The 22,544-nt window shown below is 68.5% G+C and carries 23 protein-coding genes; 10 read left to right on the top strand and 13 right to left on the bottom strand.

Translation table 11 applies throughout. From position 1 onward, the window contains the following. Nucleotides 1-3 precede the first annotated feature (3 nt). The 3 genes from L3V85_RS31300 to L3V85_RS31290 are packed head-to-tail and all read left to right on the top strand — an operon-like array spanning nt 4 to nt 2,167. A complete protein-coding gene (locus L3V85_RS31300) occupies nt 4-846 on the top strand; it encodes a hypothetical protein (protein WP_237676484.1) in 843 nt (280 codons plus the stop codon). After that, nucleotides 843-1,529, top strand: coding sequence for a hypothetical protein (locus L3V85_RS31295; protein WP_237676483.1), 687 nt, complete (start codon nt 843-845; stop codon nt 1,527-1,529). Before L3V85_RS31300 ends, L3V85_RS31295 begins: the two co-directional genes overlap by 4 nt. Next, complete coding sequence (locus L3V85_RS31290; RefSeq protein WP_237676482.1) at nt 1,526-2,167, top strand: hypothetical protein; 642 nt, start codon at nt 1,526-1,528, stop codon at nt 2,165-2,167. Before L3V85_RS31295 ends, L3V85_RS31290 begins: the two co-directional genes overlap by 4 nt. Here the strand turns inward: L3V85_RS31290 and L3V85_RS31285 are convergent. Further along, complete coding sequence (locus L3V85_RS31285) at nt 2,164-3,054, bottom strand: LysR family transcriptional regulator (RefSeq protein ID WP_237676481.1); 891 nt, start codon at nt 3,052-3,054, stop codon at nt 2,164-2,166. The genes L3V85_RS31290 and L3V85_RS31285 overlap by 4 nt on opposite strands. Nucleotides 3,055-3,170: 116 nt before the next feature. Between L3V85_RS31285 and L3V85_RS31280 the strand changes: the two genes are divergently transcribed. Both L3V85_RS31280 and L3V85_RS31275 read left to right on the top strand, forming a co-directional pair. Beyond that, a complete protein-coding gene (locus L3V85_RS31280) occupies nt 3,171-3,830 on the top strand; it encodes a glutathione S-transferase family protein (RefSeq protein WP_237676480.1) in 660 nt (219 codons plus the stop codon). After that, nucleotides 3,827-4,816 carry a pyridoxamine 5'-phosphate oxidase family protein gene (locus L3V85_RS31275; protein WP_237676479.1) on the top strand — a complete coding sequence of 330 codons (990 nt, stop codon included), beginning with the start codon at nt 3,827-3,829 and terminating at the stop codon, nt 4,814-4,816. The genes L3V85_RS31280 and L3V85_RS31275 overlap by 4 nt, the downstream gene beginning before the upstream one ends. Here L3V85_RS31275 and L3V85_RS31270 read toward each other — a convergent pair. Then, entirely contained in the window at nt 4,774-5,910 is a 1,137-nt protein-coding gene (locus tag L3V85_RS31270) for a cytochrome P450 (protein WP_414080252.1), read from the bottom strand. The genes L3V85_RS31275 and L3V85_RS31270 overlap by 43 nt on opposite strands. A 115-nt stretch (nt 5,911-6,025) precedes the next feature. On the opposite strand from L3V85_RS31270, the gene L3V85_RS31265 reads away from it, so the two are divergent. Then, complete coding sequence (locus L3V85_RS31265; RefSeq protein ID WP_237676477.1) at nt 6,026-6,718, top strand: ArsR/SmtB family transcription factor; 693 nt, start codon at nt 6,026-6,028, stop codon at nt 6,716-6,718. A gap of 31 nt (nt 6,719-6,749) precedes the next feature. Here L3V85_RS31265 and L3V85_RS31260 read toward each other — a convergent pair whose 3' ends face one another. The 7 genes from L3V85_RS31260 to L3V85_RS31230 form a co-directional block, all read right to left on the bottom strand. Then, a complete protein-coding gene (locus L3V85_RS31260; protein ID WP_237676476.1) occupies nt 6,750-7,760 on the bottom strand; it encodes a Bug family tripartite tricarboxylate transporter substrate binding protein in 1,011 nt (336 codons plus the stop codon). A gap of 107 nt (nt 7,761-7,867) precedes the next feature. Next, nucleotides 7,868-9,385, bottom strand: a complete 1,518-nt coding sequence (locus tag L3V85_RS31255; protein WP_237676475.1) for an AMP nucleosidase — start codon at nt 9,383-9,385, stop codon at nt 7,868-7,870. A gap of 40 nt (nt 9,386-9,425) precedes the next feature. Beyond that, a complete protein-coding gene (locus L3V85_RS31250; protein WP_237676474.1) occupies nt 9,426-9,974 on the bottom strand; it encodes a TIGR00725 family protein in 549 nt (182 codons plus the stop codon). Continuing rightward, entirely contained in the window at nt 9,925-10,746 is an 822-nt protein-coding gene (locus tag L3V85_RS31245; RefSeq protein WP_237676473.1) for an ABC transporter permease, read from the bottom strand. Before L3V85_RS31245 ends, L3V85_RS31250 begins: the two co-directional genes overlap by 50 nt. Nucleotides 10,747-10,769: 23 nt before the next feature. Continuing rightward, on the bottom strand, nt 10,770-11,849 hold the full coding sequence (locus L3V85_RS31240; RefSeq protein ID WP_237676472.1) for an extracellular solute-binding protein: 1,080 nt from the start codon (nt 11,847-11,849) through the stop codon (nt 10,770-10,772). A 22-nt stretch (nt 11,850-11,871) separates the two neighbouring features. After that, the gene (locus tag L3V85_RS31235; RefSeq protein ID WP_237676471.1) at nt 11,872-12,900 is read right to left on the bottom strand and encodes an ABC transporter ATP-binding protein; all 1,029 of its coding nucleotides are present in this window, start codon (nt 12,898-12,900) and stop codon (nt 11,872-11,874) included. 10 nt (nt 12,901-12,910) lie between these two features. Next, nucleotides 12,911-13,678 (bottom strand): ABC transporter permease, encoded by a 768-nt coding sequence (locus L3V85_RS31230; RefSeq protein ID WP_237676470.1) that lies wholly within the window; start codon nt 13,676-13,678, stop codon nt 12,911-12,913. A gap of 184 nt (nt 13,679-13,862) precedes the next feature. Here L3V85_RS31230 and L3V85_RS31225 point away from each other — a divergent pair, with 184 nt between their 5' ends. Further along, nucleotides 13,863-14,777 (top strand): LysR substrate-binding domain-containing protein, encoded by a 915-nt coding sequence (locus tag L3V85_RS31225; RefSeq protein ID WP_237676469.1) that lies wholly within the window; start codon nt 13,863-13,865, stop codon nt 14,775-14,777. Nucleotides 14,778-14,805: 28 nt separating this feature from the next. Beyond that, complete coding sequence (locus L3V85_RS31220) at nt 14,806-15,720, top strand: ketopantoate reductase family protein (RefSeq protein WP_237676468.1); 915 nt, start codon at nt 14,806-14,808, stop codon at nt 15,718-15,720. Here L3V85_RS31220 and gorA read toward each other — a convergent pair whose 3' ends face one another. After that, nucleotides 15,721-17,079, bottom strand: a complete 1,359-nt coding sequence (gorA, locus tag L3V85_RS31215; RefSeq protein WP_237676467.1) for a glutathione-disulfide reductase — start codon at nt 17,077-17,079, stop codon at nt 15,721-15,723. It abuts the gene before it with no gap. Between the two features lie 82 nt (nt 17,080-17,161). Continuing rightward, nucleotides 17,162-18,469 carry a hypothetical protein gene (locus tag L3V85_RS31210; RefSeq protein ID WP_237676466.1) on the bottom strand — a complete coding sequence of 436 codons (1,308 nt, stop codon included), beginning with the start codon at nt 18,467-18,469 and terminating at the stop codon, nt 17,162-17,164. Nucleotides 18,470-18,621: 152 nt separating this feature from the next. Between L3V85_RS31210 and L3V85_RS31205 the strand changes: the two genes are divergently transcribed. Then, a complete protein-coding gene (locus L3V85_RS31205) occupies nt 18,622-20,655 on the top strand; it encodes a PEP/pyruvate-binding domain-containing protein (RefSeq protein WP_237676465.1) in 2,034 nt (677 codons plus the stop codon). Between the two features lie 111 nt (nt 20,656-20,766). Then, the gene (locus L3V85_RS31200; RefSeq protein ID WP_237676464.1) at nt 20,767-21,174 is read left to right on the top strand and encodes a hypothetical protein; all 408 of its coding nucleotides are present in this window, start codon (nt 20,767-20,769) and stop codon (nt 21,172-21,174) included. Between the two features lie 131 nt (nt 21,175-21,305). Here L3V85_RS31200 and L3V85_RS31195 read toward each other — a convergent pair whose 3' ends face one another. Continuing rightward, nucleotides 21,306-21,623 (bottom strand): DUF2645 family protein, encoded by a 318-nt coding sequence (locus L3V85_RS31195; protein ID WP_237676463.1) that lies wholly within the window; start codon nt 21,621-21,623, stop codon nt 21,306-21,308. Nucleotides 21,624-21,625: 2 nt separating this feature from the next. Next, nucleotides 21,626-22,333 (bottom strand): hypothetical protein, encoded by a 708-nt coding sequence (locus L3V85_RS31190; protein WP_237676462.1) that lies wholly within the window; start codon nt 22,331-22,333, stop codon nt 21,626-21,628. Nucleotides 22,334-22,544: the final 211 nt, after the last annotated feature.

Below are 22,544 nucleotides of genomic sequence, written 5' to 3'. Positions count from 1 at the left end.
AAGATGCTGCGTTTCCTGTTGGCGCTGTCGCTGCTCATGGCGCTCGGCGCCTGCGCGCCGTTTCACCGGCCGCTGTCGGCCGCGGACCGGGGCAAGGTCCGGGAGGTGGATGTGCGCGTGGTCGTCGCGCAGGAGAGCTTCATGTTCTCGGCGCAGTCGCCGGGCGTGAGCGCGGCCACCGGCGGCGGGCTGATCGGCGCGCTGATCGATTCCTCGGTGCAGCAGTCGCGCCAGAAGGACATGAGCGCCGAGGTGCAGGCCATCGTCGGCCCGCTGCTCGACTACGACTACCGCGCCGAGGCCGCCCGCGCGCTCGAAGTGCAAATGGCCGAACCCAGCTCCTTTCCGCTGAAGATCCGCTCGGCGCAGCTGCTTGCCGCCATGCCGGTCAAGGCAGCGCACGAAGCCCGCATCGCCGCCACCCGGAACGGCCCCGCGTACATGGTGGTGTGGCTGCAATACGCGCTCGAGCCCGGCCTCGGCGCATTCACCACGCGCGCCTCCGCGCTGCTGTGGCAGGACGGCAAGAGCGAGCCCAGCTACCGCGCCGCCGCCATCTTCCAGACGCCCATCGGCGGTACGGCGCGCGCGGCCGTCATCCGCCGCCTCACGGCCGACGACGGGCAGGTGCTGCGCGGCGTGATGCGCGACTCGATGACGCAGACCCTGCGCGCGGTGGCGATGGACATCGCCGGCGCACGCTCCGGCGCGGTGAAGACCGCGCGCTTCAATGTCAACGGCTCGTGGGTGACCGTGGCCGGCGCGAGCTTCGACGACCAGCCGGGACGCGTGCTGTTCCGCGACCAGGACGGCGCCCTCTACTCGGTCAGGAGCGCCGCCCCATGACGCCACGCCGCGCGCGCGGAGCCGCCGCCTTCTGTGCCTTTTCCGCGCTCTGCGCTATGCCGGGCCTGTCGCATGCGCTGACCGAGACCGAGCCGCTGCCCATGGTGTTCGAGCGTGCGCCCGAGTCCGCCGAACGGCCCAACAGCCAGCCGGTCGCGCAGCTGCACGTGGCGAGCGGCTGCACCCTGTACCTTCAGTCCATCGACGACCTGCGCCTGAACAAGGCCAACGTGGGCAACCTGACCGTGATGCTGCCCACCTTGCACGCCACGCCGGTGTCGGTGCAGTCCATCCAGGGCGGCGACGCCGGCCCGTGGGTTCGCGGCGCGCTGCAGTCCGCCGGCCGCTACGGGCTGCAGGTGGTGGTGGCCGCCGCGCCGCCGTCGACCGGCGCCCCGCGGCAGGTGACGGCCGACATGGCGTTGCGTCTCGCGCATGCATGGTCGGCGGGGCTGAACCTGGTCTCGCACGTCGTGCTGCAAACCACCTACCGCACGCCCGGCGTCGAGCCCGTGGTGCGCCAGTACCACGGCATGGGCACGCGCACCAACTGGGCCAACGGCAACGGCGAATTCATGTCGGTGCTGAACCTCGGCATCGAGGAAGCCGTGCGCGGCATGGCCATCGATGCGGCGGCGCTCTGCGAAGGCCGGCCCTTGCCCGAACGGACGGCCCCGCCATGAAGCCCATGCTGAAGCTGCACCTGACCTGCGGCGCGCTGCATGCGTCGCAGATTCCCTTCTTTGTCGCGGTGTGCGAGCAGGTCGGGCTGCGGCCGCTTCTCATCGACCATCACCACCATCGCGGCGAGCATGACCACACCCATGACGGCAGCGAGCGTAAACAGCAGCCGTCGGCCATCGCCTGGCTGCGCGCCGACTTCGAGGAAGCCAAGGCCGAGGCGATGGCCCTGGCGCAATGGCTGGCGCGCGCGGGCATGGCCGTGCTGGGCGTGAAGGTCGACGCGCAGGTGCATGACGCCGACAGGCTGGGCCGCACCGGGCGGTACTTCGAGTGGCGCGGCAAGCTGCGCCAGTTGCACGACCTGTCCGCGCTGCAGCAGTTGTGCGAGGCGCACGGCGCGCAGCTGTCGCGCGACAGCCTGCATGAAGAAGCCGACACCTGCTTCCTGACGCTGCGCAGCCATGAGCCGCTGGATGCGTTCCGCCTGCGCGTGGTGGTGCTCTGCGAGCAGCTCCACCGCGACGGCTGGCCGCTGCTGGCGCAGGACTCCGAAATCTGCCTGCACGACAGCCGCGAGGCGCCTGAGCTGCCCGGGGCGGACTGGCTCGCGCCTTACCTCAAGCCGGCCGCAGGCTAGAGCCTGAGTTCGCTGAACTCCATCTTCATCCACTCGATGAACGCCCGCGTGCGCGCCGGCAGCAGCCGCGCGTTCGGATAGATCACGCTCACCGGCCGCGGCTCCGGCTCGAAGTCTTCCAGCACCAGAGCGAGCCGGCCTTGCGCCACATGCGGCATCACCTGGTAGGAGAAGAAGGTGCCGAAGCCCACGCCCGCCGCGCAGGCCTCGATGGCCGGTGCGATGTGATTGAACTCCAGCCGGTTGTCCGGCGTCACGCCGATGGTCTTGCCGCCTTCGCGGAACAGCCACTGCGGCGGCGCATCGACCCGGCCGCGCACGCAGGGCGCGCCGTTCAGCTCGCGCGGATGTCGCGGCGTGCCGTGGGCGGCCAGGTATTCGGGGCTGGCCGCCACCACGCGGCGGATGGTGCCCAGCGTCTGCGCCACCAGCGACGAGTCTTCCAGCGGGCTGATGCGGATGCCCACGTCGATGCCCTCTTCGAGCAGGCTCACCGTGCGGTCGTAAAGGCGCACGCTGCAGCGCACCTTCTCGTAGCGCTTCATGAATCGCACGATGGCCGGCGCCACGTACATGTGGCCGAACAGCACCGGCGCGGTGATGGTGAGCTGCCCGGCCGGCTCGCGCGCCTCGGCCTTCAGCGCGAGGTCGGCGGCGTCGGCCGCCAGCAGCACCTCGCGCGCGTTCGGCAGATAGTGCCGCCCCTCCTCGGTCAACGAGAGGCGGCGCGTGGTGCGGTGAAACAGGCGCACGCCCAGATGCGCCTCCAGCGAGGCGAGCGAGCGCACCACCGCGGGCAGCGAGGTGCCGAGCGCCTCGGCGGCGCGGGTCAGGCTGCCCTGGTCGGCAATCTGCACGAAGGTCTGCATGGCCTTGAAGCGATCCATGGCGCGATTAAACCGGAAAACGCAGCAGTCAAATACAGGAATGGCTATTCATTCATCTGTCGCAAGAGAGAAGAATCCGTGCATTGCCCCCGAAGACATTCCAGAAGGCCCCCGCCATGAACACCGCCCGCCCCGCTCACCCCGCCCAACCCATCAAGCTCTACGGCACCGCGCTCTCGGGCCATGTGCACCGCGTGCGCCTGTTCCTCACGATGCTCGGCCTGCCCTTCGAGAACATCGAACTCGACATGCGCAAGCGCGAGAGCCGCACGCCGGAGTTCCTGGCGCGCAACCTCTTCGGCCAGGTGCCGGTGATCGAGGACGGCGAGCTGACGCTGGCCGATTCCAATGCCATCCTGGTCTATCTCAATGCACGGTATGCGCCCGATTCGGCCCGCTGGATGCCGCAGGACGCGGTGGGCGCCGCGCAGGTGCAGCGCTGGTTCTCGGTGGCCGCCGGCCCGCTGGCGTACGGGCCTGCCGCCGCGCGCATCATGGCGCTGTTCGGGCTGGCGGACGACCCATCGGAGACAGTGGCGCGCGCGCATGCGCTGCTGTCGGTGATGGAGACGCACCTTCGGCACCAGCCCTTCCTTGCGGGCCATGCCGCCACGCTGGCCGACATCGCCAACTACGCTTACGTGGCGCATGCGCCCGAGGGCAGCGTGTCGCTCGACGCCTATCCGCATGTGCACGAATGGCTCGCGCGCGTGGAGGCGCTGCCCCGCTTCGTGCCCATGGTGCGCACACCCATCGGGCTCGCGGCGGTCGCATGATCGCCGCGCCGTTCCATGCCGGCGAACGCGCGCTGCAGGCGCTCGCGGGTTCGCGCGAGCAGATGGAGGTCGCGGGCCCGCGCGTCATCCGCGACTTCATGCCCGACCAGCACCGCGAGTTCTTCTCGCTGCTACCCTTCCTCGTGGCCGGCAGCATCGACGGCGAACTGCAGCCCTGGGCCAGCGTGCTGGCGGGGCCGGCCGGCTTCGTGCATTCGCCCGACGCCACGCACCTGCGCGTCGATGCGCTGCCGTCGGCGGGCGATCCGCTCGCGGGCCAACTGAAGCAGGGCGCCACGCTGGGCCTGCTCGGCATCCAGCCGCACACGCGGCGACGCAACCGCATGAACGGCACCGTGGAGGCAATCGACGCGGCGGGCTTCATGGTCGAGGTGCAGCAGAGCTTCGGCAACTGTCCGCGCTACATCCAGGCACGCGAGCCGCAGTTCACGCCGCCGCGCGGCGATGCGGCGCCTGCGCAGTGGCTCGACAAACTCGACCTGGCCGCGCATCGCCTCATCGGCAGCGCCGACACGCTGTTCATCGCCACCGCCTATCCGAACGAAGTGGCCGTGGGCGACGAGGCCGACGCGAGTTCGCACGGCGTCGATGTATCGCATCGCGGCGGCCGTCCGGGCTTCGTGCGCATCGACGGCGACGACGTGCTGACCGTGCCCGACTTCAACGGCAACCGCTTCTTCAACACGCTGGGCAACCTGGCGGCGCATCCGCGCGCGGGTCTGCTGTTCATCGACTTCGACAGCGGCGACCTGCTGCATGTGGCGGTGACGGCCGAGATCGTCTGGAACGGCCCCGAGGTGGCGGCGTTCGAAGGCGCGGAGCGGCTGATGCGCTTCCATGTGACGCACGCCTTGCGCCGCCCGGGCGCGCTGCCGCTGCGCTGGGGCGATGCGGAGCTGTCCCCGCATCTCGCGCGCACCGGTCAGTGGAACACCGGCACGCGTGCCGCGACCGACGGCCGGTAATGCCAGCCGCGCAGGCGCTGCGCATCGACGTCGGGCGCGCGATGCAGCAGCGCCTCGAGGCCGGCCGCCGCCAGCGTGCAGGCCAGGGCCTGCCCCGGGCAGGCATGCATGCCGTGGCCGAAGCCGAGCATGCGGCGCTTCGCGCGAACGAGGATGAAGCTGTCGGGGTCGGGGTTGAACGACGGGTCGCGATTGGCCGAGGCCAGCAGCACCAGTACCACGTCGCCCGCCGCGAGCGGCGTGCCCGCGATGGTGACGGGCGACGCCGCGAAGCGCCGGGTGTTGTGCACCGAAGGGTCATGCCGCGCCGTCTCTTCCACGATGGCCTGCAGCCCGTCGCGCGTGCGCGCGGTCGTGCGCAGCGAGGGATCGCGCATGAAGGCGATGAAACTGTTGCCCAGCAGGCCCGCCGTGGCATCGCAGGTCTGAGAAAGCAGGCCGACGAGGTTGGCGAGCAGCGAGCGCGACGGCGCGGCGCTCTCGGCCAGCACTGCCGCCAGCAGCGTGCCCTGGCGCGGCGGCGTGGCTGCGATGAGGCCTTCGAAGCGCGCCATCAGCTCACCCGCCGCGGCACTCGCAGCCTGCAGTTGCCCCGCCGTCGACAGCGGTGACAGGCAGGCCACGAAGTCGCGCGTCCACAGGTCGATCTGCGGTAACGCCTCGTCGGCAAAGCCCAGCAGGTGCGCAACGGATCGCACCGGTATCGAGAACAGCGCATCGGACAGCGGCTGCTGCGCCGGCACGCGCAGCGCGACCTGCAGGGCGGCTTCGCGCACCGCATGCAGGTCGAGCCCGGCCAGCGCCCGTTGCAACGCGGGACGGTGGGCTTCGTGCGCCGCGCCGTCGTTCATGCGCACCAGATGCCCGAACACCTCGCCGGCCAGGCTGCCCGCGATGGCGCCCGGCACCGGCTCGGCGGCCGGCCGCACGCGCAGTGCGCCGTGTGCCTGCAGCACTTCTTCGATCACCCCGGCGCGGCTGGCCACCCAGAGGCGCAGCTTGTCGTTCCACGCTAGCGGTGGTCCGTTGCGCAGGCTCGCGTAGAAGGGGTAGGGGTCCGAGTGCGTCACGGCCTCGACGGGGTCGAGGGGCATGCCGGAGGAGGCGGGGCTGTCGTTCGAGTTCATGGCCGCAGTGTGCGATCGGCGGCGCCGCCACACTTCGTCCACGGGCGAAGTGTCGGATGCCAGGCCGTCTTACGATGGGCGCATGGACACCCTCGATTCCACCGCCGATTTCCAGCTCGCCCGCGTGGCCGGCGCCATCGCCGAGCCGGCGCGCGCCCGCATGCTCAGCTGCCTGATGGACGGCCATGCACGCACCGCCACCGAACTCGCCACCGTGGCCGAGGTGGCTGCTTCCACCGCGAGCGCGCATCTCGCTCGGCTGAAGGAAGAGCGGCTGGTCGAGCTGCTGGTGCAGGGCAAGCACCGCTACTTCCGCCTGGCCAACGACGACGTGGCCGCCGCGCTCGAAAGCCTGATGGTGGTCGCCGGCACGCCGCGCGCCGCCGAGTTCAAGCCCAACACGCCGAGCCGCCTGCGCAGCGCGCGCACCTGCTACGACCACATGGCGGGCACGGCGGGCGTCGCGCTGCACGACCGGCTGCATGCGCAAGGCTGGCTCAGCGGCTTGCACAGCGGTTCCTACGAACTCACGCCCGACGGCGCCATCGCGCTCGAAAGCCTGGGCGTCGAGGTGGACGCGGTGCGCCGCTCGCGCCGGCGCTTTGCATGCGCCTGCCTCGACTGGAGCGAGCGCCGTCCGCACCTGGGCGGCGCGCTGGGCGCCGCGTGGCTTCAGCTGTCGTTGCGGCGCGGATGGGTGCGGCAGGAGCTGGACGGCCGCGCGCTCACGCTCACGCCGAAGGCGCAGCGAGAGATGCCGGAGCTCTTCGCCTGAACGCCCGCGCGGGCCTGCCTCAAGCCTTCGTTCAGGCCTTCAGCTTGAGCAGATAGATCAGCGGGCCGGCCATTGCCGTGTCCAGCTCCAGGAAGCTCTCGAAGTCCTTCCCCGCCATCCAGTACGGGTCCCAGTTGTTGCGCTTGATGGTCTTCGCCCACAGGTCATGCGTGGTCGCGCGGCGCACCGCGTCGAGCAGCACGGCCTTGCGGTAGGGCGGCACCTTCCTGCCGGTCATCACGCCGCGCCAGTTGGCGAGGTCGGCGTCCACGCCCTGTTCGCGCACCGATGCGATGCCCTGGAACGGCTGCTTGGACGACACGCCGATGGCGCGCAGCCGGCCGCTGGCCAGGCTGTCGCTGAATTCGCTGAAGCCCGAGATGCCGGCCGCGGCCTTGCCGCTTTCCAGTGCCTCGACCACCTGCGCGCCGCCGGGATGCGGCTGGTAGACGAGCGAAGAAGAAGCGCCCGCCACGCGCGCCAGCATGCCGGCGTACATGTGGTCCACGCCGCCGGCGGAGCCGCCCGCGACCACGGTATTGGCCGCGTCGGCGCGCAGTTGCGCGATCAGGTCCTTGGGCGTCTTGATGGGGGAATCGGCCTTCACCGCCACCACTTCGTAGTCGCTGGTCAGGCGCGCCACCGGCGACACGTTGCTCATGGTCACCGTCGGCTTCTGCAGCGCCACGGCGCCCACCATCACCATGCCGCTGACGAGCAGGGCCTCGGGGTCGGCATCGTATTTCTCGACGTACTTGGCCAGGCCGATGGTGCCGCCCTTGCCGCCGATGTTCTCGTAGACCACGTTGCCCACCGCGCCCGATGCCAGCAGCGCGGCGCCGAGCGCGCGGCCCGTCTGGTCCCAGCCGCCGCCTTCGTTCGCGGGAATGACGATGCGCAGCTTGCTGCCCGCCGGCGCGTCGGCCGCCCTGGCGACGCCGGGCCACAGCGCCGCGCCCCCTGTGCCTGCAGCTGCGGCCGAGGCCGCGATCCATGCCGAAAAATTACGGCGCGAGAGAGTAACGGAAGGCGACTGGGGCATCTTGTTTCCGGTTGTCTGTGGGGAAGCCGAATGATGTCCGCGAAACGCGCCAATACCGCCCGTGCGCGGGCAGGGACAAACCCGGATGCACGCCGGGCGCCCTTGCTTTACTGGAAGGCCACCTCGGCAAAGCTGCGCAGCTTGCGGCTGTGCAGGCGCGTGGAGCCTTCCTGGCGCAGGATGTCGATGGCCCGCATGCCGATGCGCAGGTGCTGCTCCACGCGTTCGCGGTAGAAGTGGTTGGCCATGCCGGGCAGCTTGATCTCGCCGTGCAGCGGCTTGTCGCTCACGCACAGCAGGGTGCCGTAGGGCACGCGGAAGCGGAAGCCGTTGGCCGCGATGGTGGCGCTTTCCATGTCCAGCGCCACGGCGCGGCTCTGGCTGAAGCGGCGCTGCGGCTGGTTGCCGGGCAGCAGCTCCCAGTTGCGGTTGTCGGTGCTGGCCACGGTGCCGGTGCGCATGATCTTCTTGAGGTCGGGGCCCTCGTAGCGCGTGACGTCGGCCACGGCCTTCTCCAGCGCGAGCTGGATCTCCGACAGCGCGGGAATGGGCACCCATAGCGGCAACTCTTCGTCGAGCACGTGGTCCTCGCGCACGTAGGCGTGGGCCAGCACGTAGTCGCCGAGCTGCTGCGTGTTGCGCAGGCCCGCGCAGTGGCCCAGCATCATCCAGGCGTGCGGGCGCAGCACGGCGATGTGGTCGGTGATGGTCTTGGCGTTGGCCGGGCCGACGCCGATGTTGACCATGGTGGTGCCGCTGCAGTCTTCGCGCACCAGGTGGTAGGCCGGCATCTGCGGCAGGCGCGGCGGGGCGGTGCCCTGGCTGCCGTCGAGCAGGTGGCCGAAGTTCTCGCTGCCGCCCGCGGCCAGCCCGCGCCGGCGCGTGACCACGTTGCCGGGCTCGATGAAGGCGATGTACTCGCTGTTCTCGTCGGCCATGGCCTCGTGGCCCAGCCGCACGAACTCGTCGATGTAGAACTGGTAGTTGGTGAACAGCACGAAGTTCTGGAACCACTCGGGCGCGGTGCCGGTGTAGTGGCGCAGGCGGTGCAGCGAGTAGTCCACGCGCGCGGCTGTGAACAGCGACAGCGGCTGCGCCTCGCCGTCGCGCGCCTCGAAGGTGCCGTTGGCGATGCCGTCGTCCATCACGCCCAGGTCGGGCAGGTCGAACACGTCGCGCATGAGCGCGCGGCGCTCGGCGCTCATGGTGCCTTCGATGTGGTCGTTCTCGGCGAACGAGAAGTGGATGGGAATCGGCTGCGTGCTGGTGCCGATCTCGAGCTCGACCTGGTGGTTTTCCAGCAGCAGGCGGAACTGGTCGAAGTAGTAGCGCGAGAACAGGTCGGGCCGCGTCAGCGTGGTCTCGTAGCGGCCGGGTCCGGCCACGAAGCCGTAGCTCAGGCCGGCATTGGCCGGTGGCGTGTGGCGCGAGACGGTGTGGGTGTGCACCCGCACGAAGGGGTAGCAGGCCCGCACCCGGCCGGGCAGCGCCTCGCCGGCAACGAAGCGCAGCATCGATTCACGCAGATGGGCCAGGCCGCCGTTGTAGATGGCCTTGACCTGTTCGAGTGCGGCGGCGGCATCGGTGAAGCGGGCGGGAGCGACGAAGGTGGGCATGTAGGGCATGCCGTCATTGTGCAATGCTGCCGTGGCGTCCGCTGTGTTGCTAAGCCAGCAGGCAGTCCAGCACCTTGGTCAGCATGTCATCCACGCCGGCGACCTGCACCGCCCCAGGCAGCGCCACATCGCCGTGCATCACGAACACCGGCTTGCCCCACTTGAGCCCCATCGCCATCTCCGACAGCGTGCCCATGTTGCCGCCGATGGCCACCAGGCACACGCCGCTGCGCGCGATGATGCCGTTGCGCATCTCGCCCATGCCCGTGGGAATGGCCACGCTGAGCCATTCGTTGGCGTTGCGGTCGTCGTCCTCGGGCAGGATGCCCACCACGATGCCGCCCGCTTCCACCGCGCCGCGCGAGGCCGCGGCCATCACGCCGCCGCGCCCGCCGCACACCACGGCCATGCCCGCGCCGGCCAGCGCATGCGCCACGGCGTAAGCCGCCTCGCACTCGGCCGGGCCGCCGTCGCCGGGGCCGATCATCGCCACCGGCTGGCGGTAGCGCGTCGGTCCCCACTGCTTTTGCGCAAGGCGCGTCAGCGCCTCAGTGACCGGCGCCGACAGCACCGCGCTCGCGCCTTCGCGTAAAGACATCGCCCACTCCCATCACGATCACACACACCACCATCAGCACCAGCGACAAGGCCGCCGCCACCGCGAAATCGGAACCGCCGTCGCCCACCTGCGCCAGCAGCATCAGCGGCAGGATGTTGAGCTGCGTGCCCACCAGTGCCAGCGCCGTGCCGTAGGTGCCCATGGCAATCGCGGCGACCATGCAGGCGTTCGACAGCACCGAAGGCAGCACCTCGGGCACCACCGTGTCCCAGAAGGCCCGCGCGCGAGACGCGCCCAGCGTGCGCGCCGCCTGCACCGGGCGCAGGTCGAGGTTCGCGAACACCGGGTACAGCGACAGCGCCACGCGCGGAATCAGGTAGTAGGCATAGGCGAAGCCCAGGCCCGACACGCTGTAGATCCAGCTGCCGATGGCCGCCGGGTCCGCGCCCAGGCCCGCGAGCAGCTGCGTCACGAAGCCCGCGCGGCCGAAGGCCAGGATGAAGCCGTAGGCGATCACCAGGCCCGAGAAGGCCAGCGGCAGGCCCAGCAGCGTCATCATCCATTGGCGCCGCGCCGCCGGCTGGCGCGCCAGCTCGATCGCGATGCAGGTGCCCACCAGCGCCGACACCGCGCCCGCCGCCAGCCCGAGCGCCAGCGTGTTGCGCAGCGCGCCGAAGAACAGCGGGTTGCCGAACAGCCGGCCGAAGGCACTCCCGCCCTCGCCGAAGGCCTCGGGCAGCAGCGCCGCGAGCGGCACCGCGAAGAACAGCGCCATGAAGGCCCATGCGGGCCAGGCGCCAAAGCGTCGCATCACGTTCCTTCGGGCCTTCTTGCTTACTTGCCCAGGGCGACTTGCGCCCAGAGCTTGTCGATCTCGGCCTTGCGCTCGGAAGCCTTCACCACGTCGAGCGGCTTGATCTGCGGCGCGGGCGGCATCTTGGCGGCCACGTCGGCGCTCAGCTGCGTGCCCGGCACGGCGGGCCGCACGAAGCCCTGCGCGAACAGCGACTGGCCGGCCTCGCTCATGATGAAGTTGAGCCACAGCTTGCCGGCGTTCGGGTTGGGTCCGTTCTTCACGAGGCTGATGGCGTAGGGCGCGGCCACGCTGGCTTCCTTGGGAATGACGACTTCCATCGCGTCGCCCATGCCGTCCACGTGCTTGGCCTTCAGGCCGTCGTTCTCGTAGCTGATCCACACCGGGATCTCGCCCTTGAGGAACTTGGCGTAGGGCGTGGTGCCCTCCACGCGCAGCACGTTGCCGGCCGAATGAAGCTTGCCCAGGTAGTCGATGCCGGGTTGCACGTTGTCGACGCTGCCGCCGTTGGCATAGGCCGCGGCGAAGGTCAGCACCTGGCCGATGCCGGTGGAGCGCGGGTCGAGGTAGACCACCGTGTTCTTGAACTCGGGCTTGAGCAGGTCGGCCCAGCCGGTGGGCACGTTCTTCACCAGCTTCTTGTTGACCAGGAAGGCGATGTTCAGCGTGTGGATGGTGAACCAGCGGCCCTCGGCCTCGCGGAACACGGCCGGCAGCTTGTCGAAGTTGACCGGCTTGAAGGGCGCGACCACGTCCTTCTTGGCGGCATCGACGGCCGAGGCGGCGAAGTAGTAGGCGGTGTCGGCCTGCGGGCGGCGCTTGGTCTTCTCGAGGGCGACCACGGTGGCGGCGGAGCCGATGTCGTTGTAGGTCAGCTCGATCTCGGGGTAGCGCTTCTTGAAGTCGCGGAACAGCGACTTCCAGTTGGCCCATTCGGGGCCGGTGTCGAAGGAGACGCACAGGCCTTCCTTCTGCGCCTCGGCGTACAGCGCCTTCTCGCCCGCATAGAGCTCGGGGCCGTCGAAGGCGAAGGCGGTGCGCGCCGCGAGGGTGGCCAGCGGCAGTGCGCCGGCGGCTTGGATCAGATGTCTGCGTTGCATGGTGGCTCCTTGAGGGATGGGTTCAGTGGTCGAGTAAGCGGATGTGCTCGGGCGCGATGGCGATGGCCTCCACGGCCGGCGCGGGCGATTCGGCGAGGAAGGGCTTGGCCGCGCCCAGCACTTCGAAGTCGTAGCGCGTGAGCGCCCCCAGGTAGCGCTGCGCGCGGGTGCTGCCTTCGAGGCGGTTCACGGTGCCGGGCGCCGGGTCGGGGCGGATGTGCTCGGGGCGCACCAGCACGTGCACCTCGGCACCGAATGCGCGGCGGCCGGTGGGCGCGGCGAGTTCGGCAAAGCCCAGGTCCAGCAGGTCGGCGCCGCTCACCTTGGCGGGCAGGATCGTCGAGAGCCCGACGAACTCGGCCACCGCGCGGCTCGCGGGGTTTTCGTAGATGTCGCGCGGCGTGGCGATCTGCAGCAGCCGCCCGTCCTTGAGCATGGCGACGCGGTCGGCCATGACCAGCGCTTCTTCCTGGTCGTGCGTGACCAGCAGCGTGGTGGCGTTGAAGCGCTGCTGTATGGAGCGGATCTGGTCGCGCAGGTGGCCGCGCACGCTGGCGTCGAGCGCCGACAGGGGTTCGTCGAGCAGCAGGGCGCGCGGGTCGATGGCCAGCGCGCGCGCCAGCGCCACGCGCTGCTGCTGCCCGCCCGAAAGCTGGGCCACGGCGCGCGCGGAGAAGTCTCCCAGCCCCACGATGTCGAGCAGCTCCTGCGCGCGCTGGCGGCGCTCGGCAGTGCCCACCTTGCGCAGCTTGAGGCCATAGGCCACGTTGTCGAGCACGCTCAGGTGCGGGAACAGCGCGTAGCTCTGGAACACCATGCCGATGTTGCGCTGGTGCACCGGCGTGCGCGACATGTCTTCGCCGTCGAGCGCGATGCGGCCGGTGTGACCAGTTTCCAGGCCGGACACCAGCTTCAGCAGCGTCGACTTGCCGGAGCCGCTGGGCCCGATCACCGCGACCAGCTCGCCGGTGCGCACGTCGAGCGACACGTCGTGCAGGCCGTGCGTGCTGCCGGGGTAGTTGTAGTTGACGTTGTCGAGGAGGAGGCTCATGGCGTATCGGTCAAGCGCGTTGCTTCACGAGGGAAGAGGAAAGAAGCGCCGACGCGCTCGCCAGCACGAGAAGGATCACCGTGGCCGCGCAGGCGAAGCCTGTTGCGCCGTAGAAGGCCTGCAGCAGCACCACCGGGTAGGTGCGGTTCTGGAAGCTCGTGAGCAGGTTCGACACGCCGAACTCGCCCACCGAGATGGCCGCGACCATCACCAGCCCGCTGATCAGGCTCTGCCGCAGGCTCGGCAGCACGATGCCGGTGAACTGCTGCCAGCCCGAGGCGCCCAGCGTGGCGGCCGCCTGCTCGAGCCGGCCGAGGTCGAGGTGGCGCAGGTCGGCCAGCAGCGTGTTGGTGAGGTAGGGCAGCGTGAGGATCGCGTGCGCCGCGATCAGCAGCGGCATCGAGCCCAGCCAGGGCGCCAGGTCGGTGTTGAACACGATCATGTAGCCGAAGGCCAGCGTGATGGCCGGCACCGCCACCGGCGTGGCGCTCACGATGCGCGCCGCCAGGCTGCCGCCGCGCCGCGCGCCGTGGTACAGCGCATAGGCCAGCGGCAGGGCCAGCACGGTGTTGATGGCGCAGGCCGACATGGCGACCACGAGGCTGCTCACGAAGGCCTTGCGGAACGAGGTGTCGAGCCAGAGGTCGACATACCACTGGCCGGTGATGCCCGTGGGCAGCAGCGTGTTGGTCCAGTTGCCGCCCACGCTGCCGATCATCAGCAGCACGATGGGCAGCAGCAGGTACAGGCCGTAGATGAGGGAGATGCCGCGGACCAAGGTGGGCTCCAATGTCGGTAAACACCCGGCATACTTTCCGGATGCGCTACTGTCTGTGCCGGGCATGCCGCGGCGGTTGCCGAATTCTAGGGAGCGCATGCGAACTTATGGGTGAAAGTTGGATGACGACAATTGAGCAATTGGAAAGAGTTTTTCATGCGGCTTTCACAAAGCGGAGTCATGCGTGAAGCGTGACTGCCCCACCATCCAGGAGCTGCTGGCCTTCGATGCGGTGGCGCGCCACCAGAGCATCACGCTCGCGGCGGGTGCCCTGTGCATCACCGTGAGCGCGGTCAGCAAGCAGATCGCCGGGCTCGAGGCCTTCCTGGGCCGCGAGCTGCTGCAGAAGAACGGCCGCGGCGTGCAACTCACGCCGCAGGGCCGTGTGTACTGGCAGAAGATCTCGGGTGGCCTGCGCGCCATCGAGACCGCGACCTTCGAGGCGCGTTCGGGCGACGCCGGCGCGGGGTTGCTCACGCTCGCGAGCGTGCCCACCTTCCTCACCAAATGGCTCATTCCGCGCTTGCCGGCCTTCAGCCAGAAGAGCCGCCATGTGATGCTGAGCTTCAGCCGCCACCTGGAGCCCAGCGACGGCATTCCGGCGGGCGTGGACGCCGCCATCCGCTACGGCCCCGACGGCTGGCCCGGCGTGGTGTCCGAATACATCGCGGGGCGCGAGTTCGTGCTGATCGTGGCGCGCTCGCTGGTCGAGGGGCGGCATCGCATCGCGCAACCGGCCGACATCACCGGCCACACGCTGCTGCACCATGAAGGCGCGTCCGGAGCCTGGCGGCAATGGGCCGCGCAGCACGGCGTGCCGGAAGTGCAGACGGTGGCCGGGCCGCGCTTTGCGCAGTATTCGGCGCTGATCCAGGCGGCGCTCAACGGCCTGGGCATCGGCCTCGTGCCCAGGCTGCTGGTGCAGGAAGAACTGGCCGAAGGCGCACTGCTGAGCCCCTGCGGTACGCCGGTGAGCGTGAACCAGGGCCACTACCTGTGCTACCGGCCCGACCGGCTCGACCTGCCGGCCTTCGTGGCGTTCCGCGAATGGCTGCTGGAGGAGGGCGTGGCCTCGCGCGGCGCCGAGACCGAGGCATGATCCCCGCAACATTCAAGGAGTCGAATCGATGAAAGTCGCAGTCATGGGTGCCGGCGCGGTCGGCTGTTATTACGGCGCCATGCTGGCGCGCGCTGGACACGAGGTGGTGCTGATCGGCCGGCCGACGCACGTGGAGGCCGTCAACGCCAACGGGCTGCGGCTGGAAACCCGGGACTTCGACGGGCAGGTGCCGATGGCCGCGAGCACCGAGCCCGGCGCGGTGCGGGGCGCCGACCTCGTGCTGTTCTGCGTGAAGTCGACCGACAGCGAATCGGCCGCCGCGCTAATCGGGCCGCATCTGGCGCCAGGCGCGCTGGTGCTCACGCTGCAGAACGGCGTGGACAACGACGAGCGCGTGCGCGCGGTGCTGCCTGCGTCGAACGAAGTGGCCGCCGCCGTCGTCTACGTGGCGACCGGCATGTCCGGCCCCGGCCACGTGAAGCACAACGGCCGCGGCGAGCTGGTGATCGCGCCGTCGCGGCGCAGCGAAGAGGTCGCGCGGCATCTGGCGGCGGCCGGCGTGCCCACGCAGATCTCGGACAACGTGCGCGGCTCGCTCTGGGCCAAGCTGATCCTCAACTGCGCCTATAACGCGCTGTCGGCCATCACGCAGCTGCCCTACGGCGTGCTCGTGCACGGCACGGGCGTGGGCGACGTGATCCGCGACGTGGTGGCCGAATGCCTCGCGGTGGCGCAGGCCGAAGGCGTCGAGGTGCCGGGCGACACCGACGCAGCCCTGCGGGGCATCGCGCAGAGCATGCCCGCGCAGTACTCGTCGACCGCGCAAGACCTGGCGCGCGGCAAGCTCAGCGAGATCGACCACCTCAACGGCCTGGTGGTGCGGCGCGGCGAGGCGCTGGGCGTGCCGACACCGGCCAACCGGGTGCTGTTCGTGCTGGTGAAGCTGCTGGAGGGCAAGCTGCGGCAGGCGGCGCAGGCCTGATCAGCCCGGCATGGGTTCGCGCATCGTCACGAACTCTTCGGCCGCCGTGGGGTGGATGCCGATCGTGCTGTCGAACAGCGCCTTCGTCGCGCCAGCGCGCATCGCCACGGCAAAGCCCTGCACCACTTCGCCGGCATCCGCGCCCACCATGTGCAGGCCCACGACGCGGTCGGTGGCCTTGTCGACCACCAGCTTCATGAAGGTGCGTTCGCTGCGGCCCGAGAGCGTGTGGCGCAGCGACTTGAACTCGCTCGAGAACACGGTGACATCGCCGAACTTCGCGCGCGCATCGATCTCGCTGTAGCCGCAGGTGCCGATGTTCGGGTGCGTGAACACGGCGGTGGGAATGAACTCGTAGTCGAGCCGGCGCTTGGCCTTGCCGAAGAGTTCGTCGACCACCACCATCGCCTCTGCCAGTGCCACCGGCGTGAGCTGCACGCGCGTGGAAACGTCGCCCACGGCGTAGATCGACGGCACCGAGCTGCGGTAGTGCGCGTCGACCGCGATGGCGCCGTTTTCGTCGAGCTTCACGCCCGCGGCCTCGAGGCCCAGGCCCTGCGTGTTGGGCACGCGCCCGGTGGCGAAGAGAACCGTGTCGGCCTCGATCTGCTGGCCGCGCGCCAGCGTGACGGTGAGGCCGTCTGCATTGCGCGCTACCGATGCAGCCTCGCAGTTGAGCCGCAGGTCGATGCCGGCCTTGCCCATCTCGTTGGCCAGGAACTGCCGCACGTCGTCGTCGAAGCCGGTGAGCAGGTGCGCGCGGCGATGCAGCTGGGTCACCTTGGCGCCCAGGCCGTTGAAGATGGATGCGAACTCGCAGGCGATGTAGCCGCCGCCCACCACCAGCAGGCGCTTGGGGAAAGGGTCGAGGTCGAACATCGCGTCGGAGGTCACGATGTGCTCGCGGCCCGGAATGTCGGGCACGAAGGGCGTGCCGCCGGTGGCCACCAGCAGGTGGCGCGCCGTGTGGCGCTTGCCGTCGATTTCGACCGTGTGGGCATCGGCCAGCTGGGCCCAGCCGGTGACGAGCGTCACGCCCGAGTTCTTCAGCAGCGAACCGTAGATGCCGTTGAGCCGGCTGATCTCCTTGGCGCGCTGCGACTTGAGATGCGCCCAGTCGAACTGCGGAGCCTGCGGCAGCTTCCAGCCGTAGCCCGCGGCTTCCTCGAAGGATTCGGCATAACCAGCCGCGTAGCTGTAGAGCTTCTTGGGTATGCAGCCCACGTTGACGCAGGTGCCGCCGAGTTCGGCGGCCTCGGCCAGCCCGACGCGGGCCCCGGTTTGCGCTGCCATGCGCGCGGCGCGTACGCCGCCGCTGCCGCCGCCGATGACAAAGAGATCGAAGTCGAATGTGGACATGAAAGGCTCCTTGGCCGCCGACTTTAGCGGTGGAGCGATGGCGGCGCTCCGGGCGGGGCTTCGCAGCCCCGTGCCCTTCGGGTCAGCGCGAGTCCGGCGAGGTCCAGAGCCGCTTCAGGTCTTCGCTCTGGCCTTGCTGCTGTTGCTGCTGCGTTGCGGCAAGTCCGCGTTGCTGCTGCTGCATCGCGCGCAACTGCGCTTCCTGGGCCTGGCGCAACGCATTCTGCTGCGCGGCCTGCTGGGCCTGCACCTGCTGCTGCATCTGCATGGCGCGCAACTGCATCTCCTGCTGTTGGCGAAGCTGCAGTTGCTGCTGCTGCGCTTGCGCCGCCTGTTGCGCCGCGCGCTGCTGCTGTTGAAGCAGTTGCTGTTGCTGCTGGGCCTGCGCCTGCGCGGCGCGCAGCTGCATTTCCTGTTGCTGGCGCAAGACCTGCTGTTGTTGCTGCTGTTGCTGCCAGCGGTCCTGCTCGGCGCGGTCGCGCCATTCGCGGCGCTGCTGCCATTCGCGCTGCTGGCGCCAGTCTTCCTGCTGGCGCCATTCCTGTTCGCGGCGCCAATCTTCCTGCCGCCGGAATTCGTCCTGCTGCTGGCGCCAGTCCTGTTCGCGCTGCCAGGCCAGCTGTTGTTCCTGCTGCGCCCGGTAGTCGGACTCGTAGCGCACCTGCGGCTGCGGCACGGCCACCACCGCGGGCTGCACCAGCAGGCCGGGCGGGCTGTAGCGGGCGGTGCCGGAGCGGTCTTCGATGCGGTCGCGCTCGGCCACCCAGGCGTCGAACCCGGCGTTCGGCACCCGCTGGGTCTGCACGGCCGTCAGGTCGCGGCCGGACACGGTCGTCTGCTGGCGGGCGGTCAGCAACTGCGAGGCGCCGTTCTTGCTGTACAGCGTGAGCTGGCCCGACGCCACCGCCACCCAGGTGGTGGAAGTGGCCGTGTCGGCGGCGATGCGGTATTCGCCCGGCGCGTCGATCACGGCGTGCAGGTTGCCGGTGTGGATCTTCAGGCTCTGGCCGGCGAGCCTGTCGCGCACACGCAGCTGCAGTTCGCCCTGGCTGGCGGTGATGTCCACGAAGTTGGCGTCGAGTCCCGAGAATTCCACTTGCGTCTGCCCGGCCAGCCGCAGCGCGACGGGGCCGATATAGAGCTCGGCGCGCGCGTTGCGGTCGGTCCAGACGCGGTCGCCGACCGACAGCGCGCTGCCTTGCCGGGCCGCCTGCCAGCGGTCCTGGCCGGCGGGCACGACACTCACGGTGCCCTGCTGCTGGTTCAGTCGTGCGATCTGGCCCTGTGGGCCGGGCTGCGCGCCGGCCGCGATGCCGGCGCACAGGAGCGCCATGCCGAGCAGCCAATGTTGCAACGGGCGTCGGATGCGCCCAGGTGTCGTGCGGTTCATGTGATTCCTCTGATCCCCGGATGTATGAAGCGGTCCGGTCGCCCGGTTTGCCTGTTTGTAACGCGCGAGAATCCGCTGCCGCTGTCAGCGCTGTCCCTTTGCTTGGTGAAGCGCAGGTGCATTCGGCAACCAGCTGTAAGGAGGAAACAGAGGTGAAGAACGAAAACAACGCACGCCCGGTGGGTCAAGTGTGCTTCCAAAAGAGTGGGCCGGCACTGCTGGCGCTGTGCATCGCCGCCGTCGCGGCAGTGCCGGCTGCCGCCCAGCTTGCGCGCAAGCCCTCTTACTATCAGCAACAGAACCAGCCGCAGTCCCAGCCGCCTGCGCAGCGGCCGGCGGTGCCGTCGTCGCTGCCGGCGCTGCGCGGCCAGGCCGATTTCGACCGGCTCGCGCGCGTCTATGACGCGGGCACGCCGATGCAGCTGGCGCATCTGCTGTTCGTCATCGACCTGAAGGCCAGACCGGCGCCGCGCATGTATTACATCGACACGCCGCGCTACCAGCTGCATGTGCGGTTCCTGCGCGACACGCGGCTGGCGCCCAACACCGCCAAGCGCGAGATCGACCGCAACTACCTCGCGCCCGACCGCCGCTTCCTGTTCGGCACGTTGAGCTGGCAGCAGAACATCGGCGCCTTCACCTACGAATTCTGGGAAGGCGACAAGTTCACCGCGCCGCTGCTGCGCCAGGCCGATGCTCAGGTAAAGGCCAGCTTCTTCGCGCCGGTGAAGTTCAAGACCAATTCCACGCTGCACGAACGCGTTGCCCAGGAAACCGGCGTCGACTACGTAAGCCAGGAAGCGCTGATCCGCGAGCAGCCCTATATGCCGATGAACTTCGGCACCGCGACAGGCCGCGTGCGCGTGGTGGAGGACGAATCGGGCATCAACGCACTGCTGCCCGACGACATCGCCGTGCTGCGGCAGGTGCCTTTGAGCCTGCCGCCGGTGGCGGGCGTGCTGACCGAGCGGCCGTCCACGGCGCTGTCGCACGTCAACCTGCTGGCCAAGGGCTGGGGCATTCCGAACGCCTATGTGCGCGACGCCGCGACGGTGCTGAAGGAACACGCGGGCCAGTGGGTGGCGCTGAAGGTCGCGGCCTCGGGCTATCAGGTGCGCCGCCTCACGCCCGACGAAATCGCGGCGCTGCCGCCGCGCGCCGTGCGCACCGCCTCCACCGGCGCCACCCCCGGCGGCGCGAAAGCCATCAGGCCCGACCTGCGCGAGACCCGCCTGCTGCCGCTGGCCTCGCTGCGCGCGCGCAACAGCGCGCAGTGCGGCGTCAAGGCCGCGAACCTCGGCGCGATGCAGGCCGCGCGCATTCCGGGCACGTCGGTGCCCGACGGCTTCTGCGTGCCCTTCGCGCACTACGACCGCTTCATGCGTGCCAACGGCCTGGGCGAGCGCATCGCGCGCATGCAGCAGCAGCCCGGCTTCGCGAGCGATCCCACGATCCGCCAGAAGGCGCTGGCGCAGTTGCGCGACGAGATCGTGCAGTGGCCGGTCGATGCCGCCACCGCGGCCTCATGGCGCGCCGCGTGGCAGTCGCAACTGGGCGGCGGCGGCGTGTTCGTGCGCAGTTCGTCCAACTCCGAAGACCTGCCCGGCTTCAGCGGCGCGGGCCTCTACACCACCGTGCCCAACGTCAAGACCGGCGACGCGCTCGAGACCGCGGTGAAGAAGGTCTGGGCCTCGGTCTTCAACCCCGAGGCCTGGGAGGCCCGCGGCGCCGCGGGCTTCGGCGCCGAGTCGGTGCTGATGGGCGTGTTCGTGCAGACCGCCATCGACTCGACCAACGCCGGCGTCATGATCACCCGCGACCCCTTCGACGCGGGGCATGCGCACGTCACCTACATCTCGGCCAAGCGCGGCATCGGCATCCGCGTGGTCGAAGGCCGGCGCGTGGCCGAGCAGGTGATGTATTCGAGCTGGTCCAAGGCCATCCAGGTGCTGAGCCGCTCGGCCGAAGACACGGCGCTGCAGCTCGACAAGGACGGCGGCGTGAAGGAAGTGCCGGTGGAGGCCGGGCGCAACGTGCTGACCGACGAACTGGTGGTGCGCCTGGCCAACGTGGGCGCGGCGGTGAAGCGCACCTTCAACGCGGTCGATCAGGACATCGAATGGGCCACGGTGGGGGACAAGATCGTGTTGCTGCAGGCGCGGCCGTATGTGGAGCGGCGGCGCTAGTTGACGTTCCCGGTTTGTCGCCAGCAGGTACAACACGGGTGATCCTCGATACTCCCAGAAGCTTGACTACGCGATCGGCGTGATCCGGCAGCCCGATGCCGCCGCATGCAAATGAAGAGAATCAATTTCCTGCCTCTGGGCTTCCTTGGATTGCTGCTCGCCGACCCTTTGCCGGCGGCCGATCTTTCGTTCACCGGCGAGTATCAAGGCACAGGCAGGCAGTGCTTCGGAAGACTGTCCGTGCAGAGCAAGTCCATCGAGTGGCATACACCTTTTGCGACCTGCAGGAAAACGCCCTATCGGGTGCTTGCGAAAGAGCCCTGGGGCTCCGGGCAAGAAGTGGTCTTCGTTTTGCAAGGGAAGCCGTGCGGCTTCGGCGTGATCGCCCTGAGCCTGGATCCAAAACAGCCGCAATACTGGAATGCCGCCGGATATCGCTCGATGGCCGCATACGAGAGCAACAGCGAAGACAGGCTGCTCTGCAGCGTCGAGCTCCTATCAGGACGCGTCGGACGCTGAGCAGGAAGGCGCTTGCCTGTAGAGCGACTGCGGCAACCGGCGCGGCCGTATGTGGAGCGGCGGCGCTGAGACAGGGCCGCGAACCTTCAGTCGTCTGCCGTGAAACGAGCGGCATCGCAGAAAGCCTCAGCTCAGCACAACGGGTAATAGATCAAAAAACGCCACCCCCAAACAGCGAGCAGGGCAATGGAAATCCAGAGGGAGTAATGTATTTCTCTCTCTCTGATCGACTGAATTGCTGCGAAAACAAGGAGTGGAATTAATACGGCGAGAGAGAAGAATCTGGTGCTGATGTCATTGTCAATAGGCAATCCGCAAAAAGTCAGTCCATCGGATTTTGCGTTTGGCTCGTCCAACATCCATTCATACTTGTTCATCGGCATGAGAAGCATCAGGGCAATGCAAAAAAAAGCATACGCCGACGCAATTGCCAAGCCTATTTTTTTCATTGTCAGATTTTATCGAGAAGCGTTGAAACGTGGTCGCGATGCTCCAGCATTCTGCGCCCATATTCGGAAAACTGCCTGCCTTGGCTGCCAGGAGGAAGTTTTATTGAATTGATGAATTCGCTCAGCGCACGCTCGATGCCCCGGTTATAGCGAGAGCCGGCGACGATGAATTGTTCGTCCGTGAGGTTTGAAGTATCGATGCCTGGGTAGTCGTGCAGGATCAGATTTTTCAGATGCCGAGCAACGACGCTTAAATTGAACGTGTCGGTCTCAAGGCATGCAATCAGGTTCATTCGATCGGCGTACGACAACAGTTCAATCGGTATGCCAAGCTCTTTCGAGGCAACGCGCAACTGAATGCTTACTGCGCCAACAGATGTTTCTTCGGGCGGTTTGCCAAACTTGACGGGCCTGCCCGCCAGCGTCCGCTGCAATGTGCGTCCTTGAAAGACGGGTCTTTTTATGCCGTCGGGTTTGCCACCGACCTCGGCCCAGGCGACACAGGCGAGCAGCGCAGCGGGGATTCGATATTGTTCCGCTGCATCTTTTATACGAAATTTATTGTAAACAATCCAGCCGTCTTTGTAGGCTTGCAGATATGCTCGCCCGCCGCCCATTTTTTCCGATAGAACGCGCCATTTGAAAACATCCCAGCTTTTCCATTTGGGATGGTTTGAATTGTCTGGTGCGCAAAACTCCCTGCCGCTCATGTGCCACTCCCTTTTTAATTTGAGGCATCATGGTAGGCGCGCTTGGCTCGGTCTGTTATGTCTTAAGTGGCAGCTTGAGAATTTCCGCACGCTCGAGCATATATTTGCGCAGGGGCATGGGTTTCACGCGGGAGCAAGCCGCAGAGGCGGCTCGGCTCTTAATTGTCAATGGAGCGACGCCGGAAATACGCGCAGCGCGCGACGACCTTGC

Origin of the sequence: Variovorax paradoxus, assembly GCF_022009635.1 — a bacterium.
In the GTDB taxonomy this organism is placed as follows: Bacteria; Pseudomonadota; Gammaproteobacteria; order Burkholderiales; family Burkholderiaceae_C; genus Variovorax.
Note: the sequence above shows the minus strand (reverse complement) of the source record. Positions and strands in the feature narration are given on the sequence as shown.